18 protein-coding genes are annotated in these 16,826 nt (G+C 66.5%); 10 read left to right on the top strand and 8 right to left on the bottom strand.

Annotated features, from left to right (window positions below; genetic code table 11):
• Window positions 1-21 precede the first annotated feature (21 nt).
• The 7 genes from CX676_RS22735 to CX676_RS05090 all read left to right on the top strand — a co-directional run bounded on the left by CX676_RS22735 (window position 22) and on the right by CX676_RS05090 (window position 5,611).
• A complete protein-coding gene (locus tag CX676_RS22735) occupies window positions 22-186 on the top strand; it encodes a hypothetical protein (RefSeq protein ID WP_198590280.1) in 165 nt (54 codons plus the stop codon).
• On the top strand, window positions 186-1,367 hold the full coding sequence (locus tag CX676_RS05065; protein WP_101751653.1) for a vWA domain-containing protein: 1,182 nt from the start codon (window positions 186-188) through the stop codon (window positions 1,365-1,367). The genes CX676_RS22735 and CX676_RS05065 overlap by 1 nt, the downstream gene beginning before the upstream one ends.
• Entirely contained in the window at window positions 1,364-1,951 is a 588-nt protein-coding gene (locus CX676_RS05070; protein WP_101751654.1) for a DedA family protein, read from the top strand. The genes CX676_RS05065 and CX676_RS05070 overlap by 4 nt, the downstream gene beginning before the upstream one ends.
• A gap of 5 nt (window positions 1,952-1,956) precedes the next feature.
• Window positions 1,957-2,649: a M48 family metallopeptidase gene (locus tag CX676_RS05075; protein WP_101751655.1), complete on the top strand. Its 693-nt coding sequence runs from the start codon at window positions 1,957-1,959 to the stop codon at window positions 2,647-2,649.
• A gap of 78 nt (window positions 2,650-2,727) precedes the next feature.
• Window positions 2,728-3,930 (top strand): alpha/beta hydrolase, encoded by a 1,203-nt coding sequence (locus CX676_RS05080; protein WP_101754152.1) that lies wholly within the window; start codon window positions 2,728-2,730, stop codon window positions 3,928-3,930.
• On the top strand, window positions 3,927-5,270 hold the full coding sequence (locus CX676_RS05085; protein ID WP_101751656.1) for a cytochrome P450: 1,344 nt from the start codon (window positions 3,927-3,929) through the stop codon (window positions 5,268-5,270). The genes CX676_RS05080 and CX676_RS05085 overlap by 4 nt, the downstream gene beginning before the upstream one ends.
• Window positions 5,267-5,611, top strand: coding sequence for an MmcQ/YjbR family DNA-binding protein (locus CX676_RS05090; protein WP_101751657.1), 345 nt, complete (start codon window positions 5,267-5,269; stop codon window positions 5,609-5,611). Before CX676_RS05085 ends, CX676_RS05090 begins: the two co-directional genes overlap by 4 nt.
• 40 nt (window positions 5,612-5,651) lie before the next feature.
• On the opposite strand, the gene CX676_RS05095 is transcribed toward CX676_RS05090, so the two are convergent.
• From CX676_RS05095 to CX676_RS05115, 5 genes are all read right to left on the bottom strand, one after another.
• A complete protein-coding gene (locus CX676_RS05095) occupies window positions 5,652-6,068 on the bottom strand; it encodes a pore-forming ESAT-6 family protein (protein ID WP_101751658.1) in 417 nt (138 codons plus the stop codon).
• Between the two features lie 131 nt (window positions 6,069-6,199).
• Window positions 6,200-6,556: a UBP-type zinc finger domain-containing protein gene (locus CX676_RS05100; RefSeq protein WP_101751659.1), complete on the bottom strand. Its 357-nt coding sequence runs from the start codon at window positions 6,554-6,556 to the stop codon at window positions 6,200-6,202.
• A gap of 9 nt (window positions 6,557-6,565) precedes the next feature.
• Window positions 6,566-7,666 carry an ABC transporter ATP-binding protein gene (locus CX676_RS05105; protein WP_101754153.1) on the bottom strand — a complete coding sequence of 367 codons (1,101 nt, stop codon included), beginning with the start codon at window positions 7,664-7,666 and terminating at the stop codon, window positions 6,566-6,568.
• 17 nt (window positions 7,667-7,683) lie between these two features.
• Window positions 7,684-8,490, bottom strand: a complete 807-nt coding sequence (locus CX676_RS05110) for an ABC transporter permease (protein ID WP_101754154.1) — start codon at window positions 8,488-8,490, stop codon at window positions 7,684-7,686.
• A gap of 11 nt (window positions 8,491-8,501) precedes the next feature.
• Window positions 8,502-9,371: an ABC transporter permease gene (locus CX676_RS05115; RefSeq protein WP_101751660.1), complete on the bottom strand. Its 870-nt coding sequence runs from the start codon at window positions 9,369-9,371 to the stop codon at window positions 8,502-8,504.
• Between the two features lie 169 nt (window positions 9,372-9,540).
• On the opposite strand from CX676_RS05115, the gene CX676_RS05120 reads away from it, so the two are divergent.
• Genes CX676_RS05120 through CX676_RS05130 form a run of 3 tightly spaced genes read left to right on the top strand, consistent with a single transcriptional unit; the run spans window position 9,541 to window position 12,964 of the window.
• The gene (locus CX676_RS05120) at window positions 9,541-10,764 is read left to right on the top strand and encodes a glycosyltransferase family 4 protein (protein WP_101751661.1); all 1,224 of its coding nucleotides are present in this window, start codon (window positions 9,541-9,543) and stop codon (window positions 10,762-10,764) included.
• A gap of 29 nt (window positions 10,765-10,793) precedes the next feature.
• A complete protein-coding gene (gene cysS, locus CX676_RS05125) occupies window positions 10,794-12,203 on the top strand; it encodes a cysteine--tRNA ligase (protein ID WP_101751662.1) in 1,410 nt (469 codons plus the stop codon).
• A complete protein-coding gene (locus CX676_RS05130) occupies window positions 12,200-12,964 on the top strand; it encodes a squalene/phytoene synthase family protein (protein ID WP_101751663.1) in 765 nt (254 codons plus the stop codon). The genes cysS and CX676_RS05130 overlap by 4 nt, the downstream gene beginning before the upstream one ends.
• Here CX676_RS05130 and CX676_RS05135 read toward each other — a convergent pair.
• Genes CX676_RS05135 through CX676_RS05145 form a run of 3 tightly spaced genes read right to left on the bottom strand, consistent with a single transcriptional unit; the run spans window position 12,961 to window position 16,765 of the window.
• Window positions 12,961-14,589: an ABC transporter ATP-binding protein gene (locus CX676_RS05135; protein ID WP_101751664.1), complete on the bottom strand. Its 1,629-nt coding sequence runs from the start codon at window positions 14,587-14,589 to the stop codon at window positions 12,961-12,963. The genes CX676_RS05130 and CX676_RS05135 overlap by 4 nt on opposite strands.
• On the bottom strand, window positions 14,586-15,689 hold the full coding sequence (locus CX676_RS05140; RefSeq protein WP_101751665.1) for an ABC transporter permease: 1,104 nt from the start codon (window positions 15,687-15,689) through the stop codon (window positions 14,586-14,588). The genes CX676_RS05135 and CX676_RS05140 overlap by 4 nt, the downstream gene beginning before the upstream one ends.
• Complete coding sequence (locus CX676_RS05145; RefSeq protein WP_101751666.1) at window positions 15,689-16,765, bottom strand: microcin C ABC transporter permease YejB; 1,077 nt, start codon at window positions 16,763-16,765, stop codon at window positions 15,689-15,691. Before CX676_RS05145 ends, CX676_RS05140 begins: the two co-directional genes overlap by 1 nt.
• Window positions 16,766-16,826 lie beyond the last annotated feature (61 nt).

Raw genomic sequence — 16,826 nt, forward strand, 5'->3', positions numbered from 1 at the left:
CAGGATAGAGAAAGGCCCGCCATGATCGTTATCGCCGCCCTTGTCATCGGAGCCCTGATCGGCTGGCGCCGCGCCGGGCGGCTCAAGGGCAACCGCATGGACCGGCTGCAATATGCGGCGGCCCATGCCCTGGGCTTCGCAGCGCTTGGCGTGCTGGCCACCGTCATCATCGATCGGATGATCTGATGCTGACCCCCTTCCTCGACAGCCTGCGCCGCCACGGCGTTCCGGTCAGCCTGAGGGAGTATCTGGACCTGCTGGCGGGGCTCGAGGCAGGGGTGACCGGCTGGACCGTGGACGGCTTCTACCATTTCGCCCGGACCGCGCTGGTCAAGGACGAGCGGCATATCGACCGCTTCGACCGCGCCTTTGCGGCCTCCTTCGCGGGGCTGGAAAACCTGCCGCTGGAGGCGCTGGTCAGCGAGACCAACCTGCCCCGCGAATGGCTGGAAAAGCTGGCCGAGAAGCTGCTGACCGACGAGGAGAAGGCGGCGGTCGAGGCGGCTGGCAGCTTCGAGGAGCTGATGAAGCGCCTGCGCGAGCGGCTGGCCGAGCAGCAGAAGCGCCATCAGGGCGGGAACAAATGGATCGGCACCGCCGGCACCTCGCCCTTCGGCGCCTATGGCTACAACCCCGAGGGGGTGCGCATCGGCCAGCACGAAAGCCGCCATCGCCGCGCGGTGAAGGTCTGGGACAAGCGCGAGTTCCGCGATTTCGATGACGGTGTCGAGCTTGGCACCCGCAATATCAAGGTGGCGCTGAAACGACTGCGCAACTGGGCGCGCCATGGCGCCGCCGAGGAGCTGGACCTGCCGGCCACCATTCGCGCCACCGCCGATCACGGCTATATCGACGTGCAGACCCGTCCCGAACGCAGGAATGCGGTCAAGGTGCTGCTGTTTCTCGACGTCGGCGGCTCGATGGACGACCACACCCGGCTGGTCGATGAACTGTTCAGCGCCGCGCGGGCCGAGTTCAAGCACATGGAACATTACTACTTCCACAATTGTCTCTACGAGGCGGTTTGGAAGGACAACCGCCGCCGCTGGAACGAACAGATCCCGACCTGGGACCTGCTGCACCGCTTTGGTCGCGACTATAAATGCATCTTCGTCGGTGATGCCTCGATGTCGCCCTATGAAATCGCCATGCCGGGCGGCGCCAACGAGCATTGGAACCCCGAATCCGGGCAGGTCTGGCTGAACCGCGTGGCCGAGACATGGCCCGACCATGTCTGGCTGAACCCGGTCCCCGAGACGCATTGGCGCCACACCCAGTCGATCGGGATGATCCGGCAGATCTTCGAGAACCGGATGATGCCCCTGACGCTGGAGGGGCTGACGCAGGCGATGCGGGTGCTGGGGTGACCGAATGGCTCGAGGCGCTGCTGCCGCAATGGGGGCCGCTCCTGCTGGCGGCTTCGGCCTTTCTCTCCTGCCTGATGGTGCCGCTGCCGACCTCGGCCTTGCTGATCGCCGCCGGGGCCTTGGGTGGCACCGGGCATCTGGACCTGCCGGTGCTGGTCGCGGGTGCGTGGCTCGGCGCAGCCGCCGGTGATCTGACCGCCTTCTCGCTGGCGCATCGCCTTGGCCCAAGGCTCGAGGCGATGGGCGGACGGCGCAAGGCGCTGTTTGACCGCGCGCGCCAGTTCATCACCCATCGCGGGCCGATCGCGGTGTTCCTCGCGCGCTGGCTGATCACGCCGCTCGGCCCGGCCTCGAACTATGTCGCCGGGGCCACCGGGATGAAGCCTGCGCGCTTCGTGGCCGCCTCGGTGCCCGGCGAATTCCTCTGGGTGGTGACCCAGATGGGGGCCGGCTATCTCTTCTCGCACGGCTTCCGGGGGGATGTCGACGCCATTGGCAAATGCGGCATCGTCATCATCCTGCTGCTGGGGCTGCTGTGGCTGGCGCATCACCTCTGGCACAGGCACGGTCGGCCAACCATATAAACGATATGCTCAAGCTGACCCCCCTCCTGCTGCTCGGCCTCTATGTCGCGGCGATGTATTTCTTCTCCGCCTGGCGGCTCAAGCAGGAGTTGAACACCCGCTCGACCCCGCTGAAGCACCCGCGCCTGACCCCGATGCTGGAGCGTTTGGGCAAGGCGATGGACCTGCCGCCGGTCAAGGCCCATATCTACGAGATCGAGCCGATCAACGGGCTCGCCGCGCCCGACGGCCGCATCTTCCTGACCCGTGGCTTCATCCGCAAGCTGGATGCCTGCGAGGTCTCGGCCGAGGAACTGGCCAGCGTCATCGCGCATGAACTGGGCCATGTCGCCCGTGGCCATTCCCGCCGCCGCATGGTCGATTTCGCCGGGCAGAACGCCATCCGACTGGCGCTGACAGGGATCATCGGGCGCTTCATCCCCTTCATCGGTGCGTGGATCGCCAATCTCGCCGCCGCCGCCGTCGCCGCGCGCCTGTCGCGACAGGACGAGTTCGAGGCTGACGAGTTCGCCAGCGCGCTGATGATCAAGGCCGGCATGGGCACCGGGCCGCAGAAATCGCTGTTTCGCAAGCTCGACGCCCTGTCGGGCCTAATGGGCGCGGGTGCCCCGGCCTGGCTTCTGTCGCATCCGAAGACGGATCGCCGCATTGCCGCCATCGAGGCGAACGAGGCGCGCTGGCAGACACCGAAGGCCTGACCGCGCCCTGCGGCGTGACGCCCCCTTGCTCCCTTGCCCTGCTCGCCTATGCTGGCGCTGAAACTGCAAGGGCCGTTCATGTCGTCACTCCGCCGCCGGGTTCTCTATCTCCCCGGCTATGACCCATTCCCGCCCCGCCGCTATCGCGAGCTGTACCGCCGCGAGGGCGCGCAGCAGGCGGCGATCTCGGGCTATGGGCTGACGATGGGCGCGCGGAAGGATCGGACCGGCTTTGGCTGGGGTGTGACCGGAGATTTTCCGCAAGGACGCACGGAGACCGAGATCGAGGTGCTGGTCTGGGCCGACCTGGTGCAGGGCTCTATGGGGCAAGGCATCCTGACCACCTATGGGCAACTTGCGCGCACGGCCTGGGCCTATATCGGTTCGGGCGCCCTCTTCCGACTGATGCGGCTCAGGCGCGGGCCGGTGATCGCAGCGCTCTATCCGATCGTGGTGTTGGTCCTGCAGCTGTTGCTGGCGCTGCTGGCCGGCTGGCTCATGGGCTGGGGCGTGGCGCGTTTCGGCAGCTGGTGGCTGGGACTGCCGGTCATGGCTGGGGTCACGTGGGCCGGGCTCACCGGCTGGCGGCGGCTCGATGGTCGCTTGTTCGCCTATTACCTGATGCATGACTATGCCTTCACCGCGCAGGGCGGCGGCGAATATCCCGAGGCGCTGGAGGAACGCATCGCCCGCTTTGCCGACCGTATCGCCGAGGTGCTGGCAGAGGGTTGGGACGAGGTTCTGGTGGTCGGGCACAGCTCGGGCGCCTATCTGGCGGTCTCGGTGCTGGCCGACCTGATCCGTGATGGCCGTGTGCCGAAGGGTGCGGCCCTGTCGCTGCTGACCTTGGGCCATGTGGTGCCGATGGCGTCCTTCCTGCCGCGCGCAGAGCGGCTGCGCTATGACCTGCAGTTCCTCTCGACCCGCGACGAGATCTTCTGGCTGGACGTGACCGCCCCCGGCGATGCCTGCAGCTTCGGCCTTTGCGACCCGGTGGCGGTGACCGGGGTGGCGACGCCGGCGCAGAAACACCCGCTGGTGATCTCGGCGGCCTATACCCAGACGCTGTCGCCGGAAAAGCAGCGCGCGCTGCGCGGGCACTGGTTTCGGCTGCATTTCCAGTATCTTTGCGCCTTCGACCGCCCCGGCGATTACGACTATTTCGCCATCACCGCCGGTCCGTTGACCTTGGCCGAGCGCTTCGCCAACCGCGCCCCCTCGCCCGGCCGCATCACCACTCCCGCCGGCCCCGGATTGTCTGGCCCCGGACTGGCCGCATGATCGCGCCGAAACCCGAGGCCGCCGAGGGGCGCAGCGGTATCCTGCGCCTCGCTCGTGGCTTTCGCCGCGACCTGCTGTCGGCCCTGCCCGCCCGCCTCTACCACGCCTGGATGGCCGAGTTCCGCAACCCGCTGATCCACAGCTTTCTCTGCAACGACCCCGAACTGGTGCGGCTGATCCTGCAAGAGCGGCCGGGCGATTTCCCGAAATCTGACCGGCTGCGCGAGGGGCTGGCGCCGCTTCTGGGCAATTCGGTCTTCGTCACCAATGGCGCGGAATGGCGCTTTCAGCGACGCATCATCGATCCGGCCTTCGAGGGCGGACGGCTGCGCGAGGCCTATCCGGCGATCCTTGACGCCGCGCTATCTGCCGTCGCGCGCCTGCCCGAAGGCGAGATCGACATCGAGCCGCAGGCCAGCCACGCCGCCGCCGATGCGATCTTCCGCACCCTCTTCTCGCTGCCGATCGAGCATCAGGTGGCGGCGCGCGTCTTTGCCGCCTTCCGCGCCCATCAGGATGCGCAGCCCATTGTCAACCTCGCCGCGCTGCTGCCCTTGCCGCGCTGGCTGCCCCGCCCGCATTCCCGCCGCACGCGGGAAACCGCAGCCGAGATCCGCGGGCTGATCGAGGATCTGGTCGCGGCGCGCATGGCGGCGATCCGGGCGGGAGCGGCCCCGGATGATCTGGCCACCAAGATCATGACCACGCCCGACCCCGAGACGGGCCGGACCTTCACCGCGCCCGAGATGGTCGATCAGGTGGCGATCTTCTTTCTGGCCGGGCACGAGACCAGCGCCTCGGCCTTGGCGTGGTCGCTGTGGCTCTTGGCCGCCAATCCCGACTGGCAGGAGCGGGTGGCGGCTGAGTCCATCGCCGCACCGGCCTTTGGCGAGATCGGCCAGTTGCGCGCCGCCCGTGCGGTCTTCCGCGAGGCACTGCGGCTTTATCCGCCGGTGCCGATGATGGTACGCGAGGCGGCGCGAACCGAGGCGTTCCGGGGCCGCAAGGTGCCGAAGGGCGCGCAGCTGATCCTGTCGCCCTGGCATCTGCAGCGGCACGAGCGCATCTGGGACCGCCCCGACGAGTTTGACCCCAGCCGTTGGGAAACCGAGAATGGCCGTGCCGCCAGCCGCAGCGCCTACCTGCCCTTCTCGGCGGGCCAGCGGGTCTGCCCCGGCGCCGGTTTCGCGATGATCGAGGGCGTGTTGATGCTGTCGCTCATCGCCCGCGCCTATCGCCTGTCCCCCGGCAACGTGCCCCCCGTTCCCGTGGCGCGTTTGACCGTGCGCGGCCGCGATGGCATCCTGATCCGGCTGGAACGACGCGAGGACAGGCCATGAGCCGGGATTTCGTCAATCGCCTTTGCGCTGCCCTGCCGGGGGCCGAGAACTCGGATCCCTGGGGCGGCGGGCATGATTGCTGGAAGGTCGGCGGCAAGATGTTCGCGGTGATCGGCGCGATCAATCAGGCGGTCGCAGCCAAGACCGACAGCATCGAGACAGCGGAAATGCTGATCGAGGCCGGTCCCGCCCGCCGCGCCGCCTATTTCCATAGAAGCTGGGTCGAACTGCCGCTGGATGCCGCTGAGGACGAACTGCGCCACCGCATCCTTGCCAGCTATCGCCTCATTCGCGGCGCACTGCCGAAGAAGGTTCAGGCGGGGCTGGACCCCATCCCCTGACGGAATGGCCCGCCGCATCGCGACGGGCCAAAACCGGTTGTCATTCAGCCGGAAGCTGCGAGGCCAGCTGCGCCATCGCGGTTTCCATCTGCTTGCACATCGCCTCGGGCGTGGTGCTCTGCTGCTTTGCGCCGTCTTCCAGCGTCAGCTCGGTCCCCATGGACACGACCGTGCCGCCGGCGCCCTTTTGCTCGGCGGCGTCGCCAAGTGCGACATCACCCGCCGGGATCATGCCCAAGAGCTTCGTCTGCGTGGCCACGGCCTCTTCCCCGATGAAGCCCTGCTCGTTGCAATGCTTCAGCACGCCCAGCTGGTTGCGGGCCGACTGGTACAGCATCTCGGCCTCGGGCGTGCCCGCCTCGGGCATGGCCGGGGTTGCCGGGGTGGCGGTCTGGGCCTGGGCCGCGCCGGTCAGCATCAGTGCCGCAACGGCGGCCAGATAAATCTTCGAATGCATAAACAAACTCCAGTTGCATGAACGTTTCTGCACCTGCAGCCTAACGTTCTGACACCGGGCCGCAGCCACCAAATTCGTGATCGGCAAAGAGTTGCGGAATCGCGGGAACCGGCTGAGCCGGGATCAGCCGATCAGCGATGCAGCTTGTCGCGCCAATCGGCTGGCACGCGACCCTCGGGTCCCGGTGCGGGCTGGTCCTCGGGGCGGGCATCGGGCGCGGCCAGCGCCGGGCCGGAGAACATCTTGCCGCTGCGATAGTCATAGTACCAGTCTTCGCCCGGCTCGAAGCTTTGCATGATCGGGTGGCCGGTGGCGTGGAAATGCGCGGTGGCGTGCTGGCTGGGTGAACTGTCGCAGCAGCCGACATGGCCGCAGGTGGCGCAGCGGCGCAGGTGGAACCACCAGCCGCCGCTTTCCAGGCATTCCTTGCAGCCGGTGCCACTTGGCGGCACAGTGCTGTCGATCCAGACGGCGCGATCCTCGGCCATGCTTCCCCCTTACCGGAACAGCACCAGCGAGCCCGGCGACCAGGCGACGCGGGTGCGGGTACCCACTTCCTGCACATCGCGGCCAAAGACATTGCGCATCGATATCCGAACCGGCCTTGCCACGCCATCCTGGCGGGCCGAGCCGTCAAGCCGCAGGTCATAATAGGTCATGTCGCCGTAATAGACCACTTCGTCGATGGTCGCCCCGGTCTCGCGCGCCTGGCTGTGCTTCTGACCCGGACCGATCAGCGTCATGGTTTCGGGGCGGAAGCCGACCGTGGCACCCTTGTCCTCGGGATTGGCGCGGCTGATTTGCCGCTTGGGCAGTTCGACCACGCCGAGCCCCGGCACATCGACACGAGCGCCGGCCTCGGTCTCCTCGAGGATGGTCGCGGGCAGGAAGTTCATCACCCCGATGAAATCCGCCACCTTGCGGTCGGCGGGCCGGGCATAAAGCGCCTCGGGACCGTCCAGTTGCGCGATCTGGCCCTCGAACATCACCGCGATCCGGTCCGACATGACCAGCGCCTCTTCCTGGTCATGGGTGACCAGCACGAAGGTGATGCCGACCTGCCGTTGCAGCTTGATCAGTTCGACCTGCATCTGCTCGCGCATCTTGCGGTCGAGCGCCGACAAGGGCTCGTCCAAGAGCAGCACCTTGGGCTTCAGGATCAGCGCGCGGGCCAGCGCCACCCGCTGCCGCTGCCCACCCGACAGCGCATGGGCGGCGCGCTTGCCATAGCCCTTGAGGCCGACCATCTCGAGCGCCTCGTTGACCAGCTGTGCCTTCTCGTCCTTGCTGCGCGAATCGCGGCGCAGGCCGAAGGCCACGTTCTCGGCCACGGTGAGATGCGGGAAGATGGCATAGCTCTGGAACACCATGTTGGTCGGCCGCTTGTTCGCCGGCACGTCCTCCATGTGCTTGCCGTCGATCAGGACGGCACCGCTGCTGATATCCTCGAACCCGGCGATGGTGCGCAGCAGCGTGGTCTTGCCGCAGCCCGAGGGGCCCAGCAACGAGAAGAATTCACCCTCGCGAATGGTCAGGTCGATGCCGCGCAGCGCGTGATAATCGCCGTAATACTTGTGGACCTCGCGGCACTCGATCATCGTCTTTCGGTCGTCGCTCACAAAAATCCTCCGGTGTCGGAACTGCCGGTCCGGGCCAGACTGCGGCGACGGAAATACTCGCCAAGCGCCAGCAGCACGATGGACAACGCCACCAGCACGGTGCCAAGCGCCATGATCATCGGGACCAGCGCCGGGAAGCGCAGCTGGCTGAAGATATAGGTGGGCAGCGTCGGCTCGTTGCCCGCCAGGAAGAAGGCGATGATGAATTCATCAAGGCTGATGGTGAAGGAGATCAGCAGCGCCGAGATGATGCCGGGCATGACCAGCGGCAGGGTGATCAGCCGGAAGGCGCCCCATTTCGTCTCGCCCAGATCATAGGCCGCCTCTTCCACCGACGGGTCGAGGCTGGCGAAGGCGGTGGAGAGGATGGCGATGGCATAGGGCATGCAGATCAGCGTGTGGCCAAGGATCACCGTCAGGATCGACAGCTCGACCCCCGCGCCCAGCAGCACGACCAGGAGCGACATCGAGACGATGATCTCGGGCAGCACCATGGGCAGCATGATGAAGCCCATGATCGGCCCCTTGCCGGGGAAGGTGAAGCGGGTCGAGGCGCGGGCGGCGAAGACGCCGAGGCAAGTGGCGAAGATGGCCGAGGAAACGGCGATGGTCAGCGAATTCATCAGCGCCCGGCGCAGGGTCGCGTTCTCCCACATCTGGGCGAACCAGTCGGTGGTGAAGCCCTTCAGCGGAAACGCGATGATGGTGCCCGAGTTGAAGGCGAACAGCGGCAGCAGGATGATCGGCGCATAGAGAAACAGCAGGTAGAGCATCGCATAGATGCGCAGCCCCCCGCCCTGCAGCGCTCCCGACCTCATTGCCGCACCTTCAGGAAGCGGCGGTTCAAGAACAGGAAGATGCCGCTGACGATGGCGACGATGATCATCGCGGTCACGGCCAGCGCCGACCCCAGCGGGCGGTTGTCCAGATCCAGCATCTGCACCTGTATCATGTTGGCGATCATCGGGATCTTGCCGCCGCCGATGACCGTGGGGGTGACATAATCCCCGATGGTCGGGATGAAGACGATCAGCGTGGCGGCGATGACCCCGGGCATGGCCAGCGGCAGGGTCACCCGCCAGAAGGTCATGAACCGGCTTTCGCCCAGATCCCGCCCGGCCTCCAAAAGGGAGCGGTCGATCTTCTCCAGCGCCACGAAGATCGGCAAGATGGCGAAGGGCGCATAGGCATGGGCCAGCGTCAGCACGATCGAATTGACGTTGTAGAGGATGAAGGTCAGCGGCTCGTCGATGATGCCGAGGCTGGTCAGGGTCGAGTTGATCACGCCGTTATAGCCAAGGATCACCTTCCACAGGAACACCCGGATCAGGTAGCTGGTCCAGAAGGGAATGGTGATCAGGAACAGCCACAGCGCCTTGCGCTCGGGCCGGACGACGAAGCTGACGTAATAGGCCACCGGAAAGGCCAGCACCACCGTCACCAGCGTCACCGTCATCGACACCCAGAGCGAGCGCATCATCACCGAGCGGACGATGGGATCGCCCAGCACCTGCCGGTAATTGTCCAGCGAGAACTCGCGGATCACCTCGAGATAGCCATCGGTCAGGAAGCTGTAGGCAAAGATGGTCAGCAAGGGCGCGGCCAGAACCAGCAGCGCGTAAAGGAATGGCGGCGCGATCAGGGTCGCGCCCTGCACCGCCTCGCTTCGTGGTCCCTTCGCCATCGGCTTTCCCTGTCACCCGTTCTGTCGGCGTCCCGGTTCTCCGGGTTTCCTAATCCTTTCCACAAGATCGCGGAAAGGGAAAGCTGTCTTTGCGTTCAGGCGGCAAGCCGGCGCGGGATGCCGGCAGAGGCGCGTTGCCCGGGCGCCATGGCCGCGCTATCACCAACCCATGCGCATCCTGCTTGTCCACCAGAACTTCCCCGGCCAGTTCCTGCATCTCGCCCCGGCACTCGCGGCGCGCGGTCACGAGGTTCTGGCCCTGACCGACGAGAAGAACAATCGCCCCAGCCCGGTGCGCGTCATGCGCTATGCCTCGCCGGGCGAGGTGACGCTGAGTTCGCCCTTTGCCCGGACCTATGCCGAACATGCCGAGCGCGGCTTCCTGACCGCGCGGGGCTGCCGGGCGATGCGCGACCGCCACGGCTACACGCCCGACCTGATCTTCGGCCATTCCGGCTGGGGCGAGACGCTGTTCCTGCGCGAGATCTGGCCCGAAGCGAAGCTCTTGGTCTATGCGGAACTTCTCTACCGCACGCGCGGTCATGACGTGGGCTTCGACCCCGAGGTCAGCCCCGGCACCGACGAGGGGCGGTTCATGACCATCGCCCGCTCGGCCCATCTGATCCAGGGGCTGGTGCAGGCCGATGCGGCGATCTCGCCCACGCGCTACCAGGCCGACAGCTTCCCGCCCGAACTGCGCAGCAAGATCACCGTCATCCATGACGGCATCGACACCGGTAAGGTGCGGCCCGATCCGGGCGCGACGCTGACCCTGCCGAATGGCCATGTGCTGCGCGCGGGCGACGAGGTGCTGAGCTTCGTGAACCGCTCGCTGGAACCCTATCGCGGTTTCCACGTCTTCATGCGCGCCCTGCCCGAGGTTCTGGCCTCGCGGCCGAATGCGCAGGTGGTGCTGGTCGGGGGTGATGGCGTCAGTTATGGAGCCAAGCCCAAGGACGCCGACAGCTGGAAGGCAAAGATGCTGGCCGAGGTCGGCGAGAGGCTGGACCTGAGCCGTGTGCATTTCCTTGGTCGCGTACCCTATGACCAGTACCTGTCGTTGCTACAGGTGGCGCGGGTGCATTGCTACCTGACCTATCCCTTCGTGCTCAGCTGGTCGCTGACCGAGGCGATGGCGGCGGGGGCCTCGGTCGTCGCCTCGGATACCGAGCCGGTGCGCGAGCTGATCCGCGACGGCGAGAACGGGCGGCTGTTCCCGTTCTTCGACCGCGAGGCGCTGACCGCTGCCCTGATCCGCGGCCTTGCGGGCGATCCCGAGGCCGCGCGGCTGACGGCGGCGGCACGGCAGACCATCCTGGACGGCTATGACCTCGAGACCCAAAGCCTGCCCCGGCTGATCGAATGGGTGGAAAGCTTCGGGCCAAGGGTGTAATCGGGCGTCTCACTTCCAAGAGGCGCATCATGGCCCAGATCCGGCTGACGAATACCAAGACGCGGAAGAAAGAGGATTTCCGCCCCATCGACCCGTCGAATGTCCGGCTCTATCTCTGCGGCCCGACGGTCTATGACCGCGCCCATCTGGGCAATGCCCGCCCGGTGCTGGTTTTCGACGTGCTGGTCAGCCTCTTGCGCCATGTCTATGGCGCCGATCACGTGACCTATGTGCGCAACTTCACCGACGTGGATGACAAGATCAACGCCGAGGCGCAGCGCCGCAAGGGGCTGGGCAGCCCGCTTTCGCTGGAAGACCTGATCACCGAACGCACCGACGAGACCATCGGCTGGTATCACGCCGACATGGACGCGCTTGGCGCCGCCCGCCCCGATCACGAGCCACGGGCGACCGGCTATATCCCCCAGATGATCGCCATGATCGAGACGCTGATCGCCAATGGCAATGCCTATGCCAAGGACGGCCATGCCCTGTTCCGGGTCCGCAGCTATCCCGACTATGGCAAGCTGTCCGGCCGATCGGTCGATGACATGATCGCGGGCGCACGGGTCGAGGTCGCGCCGTTCAAGGAAGACCCGATGGATTTCGTCCTGTGGAAACCCTCGGATGCCGGCCTGCCGGGCTGGGACAGCCCCTGGGGTCGCGGCCGGCCGGGCTGGCATATCGAATGCTCGGCCATGGCCGAGGACTTGCTGGGCGATCATTTCGACATCCATGGCGGCGGCATCGACCTGCAGTTTCCCCATCACGAGAACGAGGTGGCGCAAAGCTGCTGCGCCAATCCCCATGCGGGCTTCGCCAATGTCTGGCTGCATAACGAGATGCTGCAGGTCGAGGGCAAGAAGATGTCCAAGTCCCTGGGCAATTTCTTCACCGTCCGCGACCTGCTGGAGAAAGGCATTCCGGGCGAGGTGATCCGCTTCGTCATGCTGTCGACGCATTACCGCAAGCCGATGGACTGGACCGAGGCGAAGCGCGAAGAGGCCGAGGCAACGCTGCGCAAATGGCGCGGGCTGGTGGCGGGCGTGACGCCTGCGGACAGCCCTGCCCCCGCGGTCATCGACGCGCTGTCGGATGACCTGAACACGGCGGGCGCAATTGCGGCGCTGCATGATCTGGCCGGTCAGGGCGATGCGGCGGGGCTTCTGGCCTCGGCGCGGATGCTTGGGCTGCTGACGGATGATCTGGGCGATTGGGCCGAGGCGAGCGACGAGGCCGGGGCGTTGATCGAGGCGCTGCTGGTCGCCCGCTCGGACGCCCGGAAAGCCCGCGACTTCGCCCGCGCCGATGCCATCCGCGACGGCTTCGCCGCCGCCGGGGTCGAGGTCAAGGACACGGCGGGGGGTGCGGAATGGGCGCTGGCCACCGGCTTTGATGCGGCGCGGCTGAAGGCGCTGGCGGGCGAGGTCCTGTCTTGACGCTTCAGGCCTGCGCCGAGACGCTGCAAGCGCAGGACCCCGACCGTTTCGGCGCGGTGCTGACCGCCGCGCCGGCGGATCGGCCGAAGCTGCTGACACTCTACGCGCTGAACCTCGAACTGGCGCGCGCGCCCTTCCAGTCGGCCGAGCCGATGCTGGCCGAGATGCGGTTGCAATGGTGGATCGACCGGCTGGCCGAGATGGGCCGGGGCGTCGCCCCGCCGCTGCATGACGTGCTGACGCCGCTCTGGGAGGCATGGGGCAAGGCGGCGGGCGATCTGCTGCCCTTGGCCGAGGCGCGGCGGCGCGACTGCGCGCGCGATCCCTTTGGCAGTGCCGAGGAGGTGCTGGCCTATGTCGATGCGACGGCGGGCGGGCTGATGTGGGCGGCGGCCCACGGGCTTGGCGCGCCCGAAACGGCGCGGGCGGTGGTGGCCTATCAGGGGCGCGGGGCCGGCCTCGCGGCATGGCTGCGGGCGCTGCCGCAGTTGCAGGCAATGCGATTGGGATTTGAAACCGAGAACCCGGACGCCGTGGCGCAACTGGCCGAGGCCGGGCGCGAGGCGCTGCGGCGCGCGGCCAAGGGGCACCGGGCGGTGCCACGCCGGGCGGCAGCGGCCCTCTTCGCAGGGCCGGGGGCTGCGCGCTTCCTGCGCGAGATGGCGCAAGGCAGCGACCAGACCCCCGCCGAGATCACCCCCTTCCAGCGCCGCGCGGCGCTGGCCTGGCTGGCGCTGACCGGGCGCTGGTGGGGCGCCTAACCCGCCGCCTTCACCCCGCCGCGATTCAGCGCGGCCTGCATCAACTGCCGGGTGTAGTCGCTTTTCGGGGCGTCGAAGACCGCATCGGTCGTGCCCTGCTCGACCACCTCGCCAGCGCGCATCACCATGATCTGGTGCGACATGGCGCGCACCACGCGCAGGTCATGGCTGATGAACAGGAAGGCCAGCCCGTATTTCTGCTGCAGCCCGCGCAGCAGCTGGACGATCTGCACCTGCACGGTCATGTCGAGCGCACTGGTCGGCTCGTCCAGCACCACCACCTTGGGGCGCAGGATCATGGCGCGGGCGATGGCGATGCGCTGGCGCTGCCCGCCCGAAAACTCGTGCGGATAGCGGTGCATCATCGCCGGATCGAGACCCACCTCGGCCATGATCTCCTGCACCATCTGGCGGCGGTCGCGCCCCGGCTCGACCCCGTGAACGCCCAGCCCCTCGGCGATGATCTGCTCGACCGTCATCCGGGGCGAGAGGCTGCCATAGGGGTCCTGGAACACGATCTGCATGTCCCGGCGCAGCTTCCTCAGGCGTTTCGCCGGCCAGCTGGAAATATCCTGCCCCATGAAGACGATCGGGCCGTCACTGTCGATCAACCGCATGATCGCCAGCGCCAGCGTCGTCTTGCCCGAGCCGGATTCGCCCACGATCCCCAGCGTCTCGCCCTGCCGCACCGACAGGGTCGCGCCGTTGACGGCCTTCACATGGCCGACGACCCGGCGCAGGAAACCGCGCTTGATCGGGAACCAGACCTTCAGGTCCTTGGTCGCCACGATCTCCTCGGCCCCTTCGGGCACCGGCTCGGCCCGGCCCTGCGGCTCGGCGGCCAGCAGCTTGCGGGTATAGTCATGCTGCGGATTGGCGAAGATCTCTTCGACCGGACCCTGCTCGACGATCAGCCCGTCCTTCATCACGCAGACCCGGTCGGCGATGCGGCGGACGATGCCGAGGTCGTGGCTGATGAACAGCATCGACAGGCCCTCGTCGCGCTTCAACTCGGCCAGCAGGTCGAGGATCTGCGCCTGAATGGTCACGTCGAGCGCGGTGGTCGGCTCGTCGGCGATCAAGAGTTCGGGACCATTGGCCAGCGCCATGGCGATCATCACCCGCTGGCGCTGTCCACCCGACAATTGATGCGGATAATCGGCAAGGCGTGACTCGGGGTCACGAATGCCGACTTTGGTCAGCAGATCGACGATCCGCTCGCGCGCAGCCTTGCCGCTGAGGCCCTGATGCAGCGCGAGGCTTTCGCCTAGCTGCTTCTCGATCGTGTGCAAGGGGTTCAGCGAGGTCATCGGCTCCTGGAAGATGAAGCTGATGTCATTGCCCCTGATCTCGCGCAGCAGCTTGTCATCGGCGCCGACCATCTCGCGCCCGTCATACTTGACCGAGCCCTCGACCTGCGCGGCATCGCCCAGCAGCCGCACCGTCGACAGCGCCGTGACCGACTTGCCCGAGCCGCTTTCGCCGACCAGCGCCACCGTCTCGCCCCGGCCGATCTGGAAGCTGACGCCCTTGACGGCAGGATGCACCCTGCCCTCGCTGCGAAAGCCGATCTTCAGGTCGCGGACATCCAGAACCGGCGCGGGTGCCGTCTCGCCAAGGCTCATTTGAAGGTCTTTCGCGGGTCGAAGGCGTCACGGATGCCCTCGAAGATGAAGACCAGTAGCGACAGCATGATGGCAAAGGTGAAGAAGGCGGTGAAGGCAAGCCATGGCGCCTGCAGGTTCTGCTTGGCCTGCAGCGCCAGCTCGCCGAGCGACGGCGCCGAGGCCGGCAACCCGTAGCCGAGGTAATCCAGCGCCGCTAGCCCGCTGATCGCGCCGGTGACGACGAAGGGCAGCATGGTCAGGGTGGCGACCATGGCATTGGGCAGCATGTGACGGAACATGATGGTGCGGTCCGAGACCCCCAGCGCGCGGGCGGCGCGGACATATTCAAGGTTCCGCGCGCGCAGGAACTCGGCGCGCACGACGCCCACCAGCGCCGGCCAGCCGAAGAGGATGGTGACCACCACCAGAAGCCAGAAACTTCGTCCGAGGATCGCAAAGAGGATGATGATGACGTAAAGCGAGGGCGTGTACTGCCAGATCTCCATCAGCCGCTGGAAGATGATGTCGATGCGCCCGCCGAAATAGCCCTGCACCGCGCCCGCCGTCACGCCGATGATGCTCGAGACCACGGTCACGATCAGCGCGAACATGATCGAGGTGCGGAAGCCATAGATGACGCGCGCCAGCACGTCGCGGGCGGTGTCATCGGTGCCCAGCCAATGCGCGGCATCGGGCGCGCTTGGCGCCGTACCGACATTGTTGATGGTCTTGTAGTGATAGGGAATGACCGGCCAGATCATCCAGCCCTGCTCGGCCTCGGGCACATCGCTGGTGCCGGCATCGACCGCGTCGATCAGCCCCTCGGGATCGTCCCAGCACTCCTCGCGCCCGCCGGTCTTGATCAGGCATTGCACCGCCTCGTCCCGATAGATCGCCTCGGTGCCAAAATCGCCGCCGAAGGCGGTTTCGGGATAGAACTTGTAGGCCGGAAAATACAGCTCGCCGCGATAGCTGAGCAGGATCGGTTTGTCATTGGCCACCACCTCCGCCAGCATGGCCACGACGAACAGCACCGAGAAGATCACCAGCGACCAGAAGGCGCGGCCATTGCGGCGGAAGTTGCGCCAGCGGCGGCGGTTCAGTTCCGTCATCGCCATCAGCCGGCCCTCCGCTCGAAATCGATGCGCGGGTCGACGAAGACATACATCAGGTCCGACAGGATCCCGGTCAGCAAGCCGATCAGGCCGAAGACATAGAGCGTGGCGAAGATCACCGGATAGTCACGCTGCACCGCCGCCTCGAAGCCGAGACGCCCCAGACCGTCGAGCGAGAAGATCGTCTCGATCAGGATCGAACTGCCGAAAAACACGCCCAGAAACAGCGCCGGGAAACCTGCGATGACGATCAGCATGGCATTGCGGAAGACATGGCCATAGAGCACCCGCCGCTCGGTCAGACCCTTGGCGCGGGCGGTCATCACATATTGCTTGTTGATCTCGTCGAGAAAGCTGTTCTTGGTCAGCAGCGTCAGCGTGGCAAAGCCCGAGATCGACATGGCCACCACCGGCAGGGTGATGTGCCAGAGATAGTCCTTGATCTGCCCCCAGGTCGAGAGCGCATAGAAATTGTCGCTGACCAGACCGCGCAGGGGGAAGATCTTCCAGTAGCTGCCGCCGGCGAAGAGGACCATCAAGAGCACGGCGAAGAGGAAGGCCGGGATGGCGTAGCCCATGATGATCAGGCCCGAGGTCCAGGTGTCGAAGGGCGTGCCGTCACGCACCGCCTTGCGGATGCCAAGCGGGATCGAGATCAGATAGGCTAGGAGCGTGGTCCAGAGCCCCAGCGTGATCGAGACCGGCATCTTCTCCTTCACCAGGTCGATCACGCTGATCGAGCGGAACCAGCTTTCGCCGAAATCGAAGGTCAGGTAATCGCCCATCATCGACAGGAACCGCTGCAGGGGCGGCTTGTCGAAGCCGAATTCCTTCTCCAGCTGGGCCACGAATTCCGGCGGCAGGCCGCGCGCCCCGGCATATTCGCCCGCCGCCGCGCCGGCGGAATCGCCGCCCGCGCCCGCAATGTTGCGGAATACGTCGCCCTCGCCCTGCAGCCGCGCGGCGATCTGTTCGATCGGGCCGCCGGGGACGAACTGGGTCAGCGCGAAATTGATGATCATGATCCCGATCATCGTCGGAATGATCAGCAGCAGCCGCCGCAGAATATAGGCACCCATCTGTCCTGCCCTTCGCCTGGCCATTTTCGGCCGCCGGGCCTTTGCGGCCCTGTTCGGATTT

Origin of the sequence: Paracoccus zhejiangensis (genome assembly GCF_002847445.1) — a bacterium.
GTDB lineage: Bacteria > Pseudomonadota > Alphaproteobacteria > Rhodobacterales > Rhodobacteraceae > Paracoccus > Paracoccus zhejiangensis.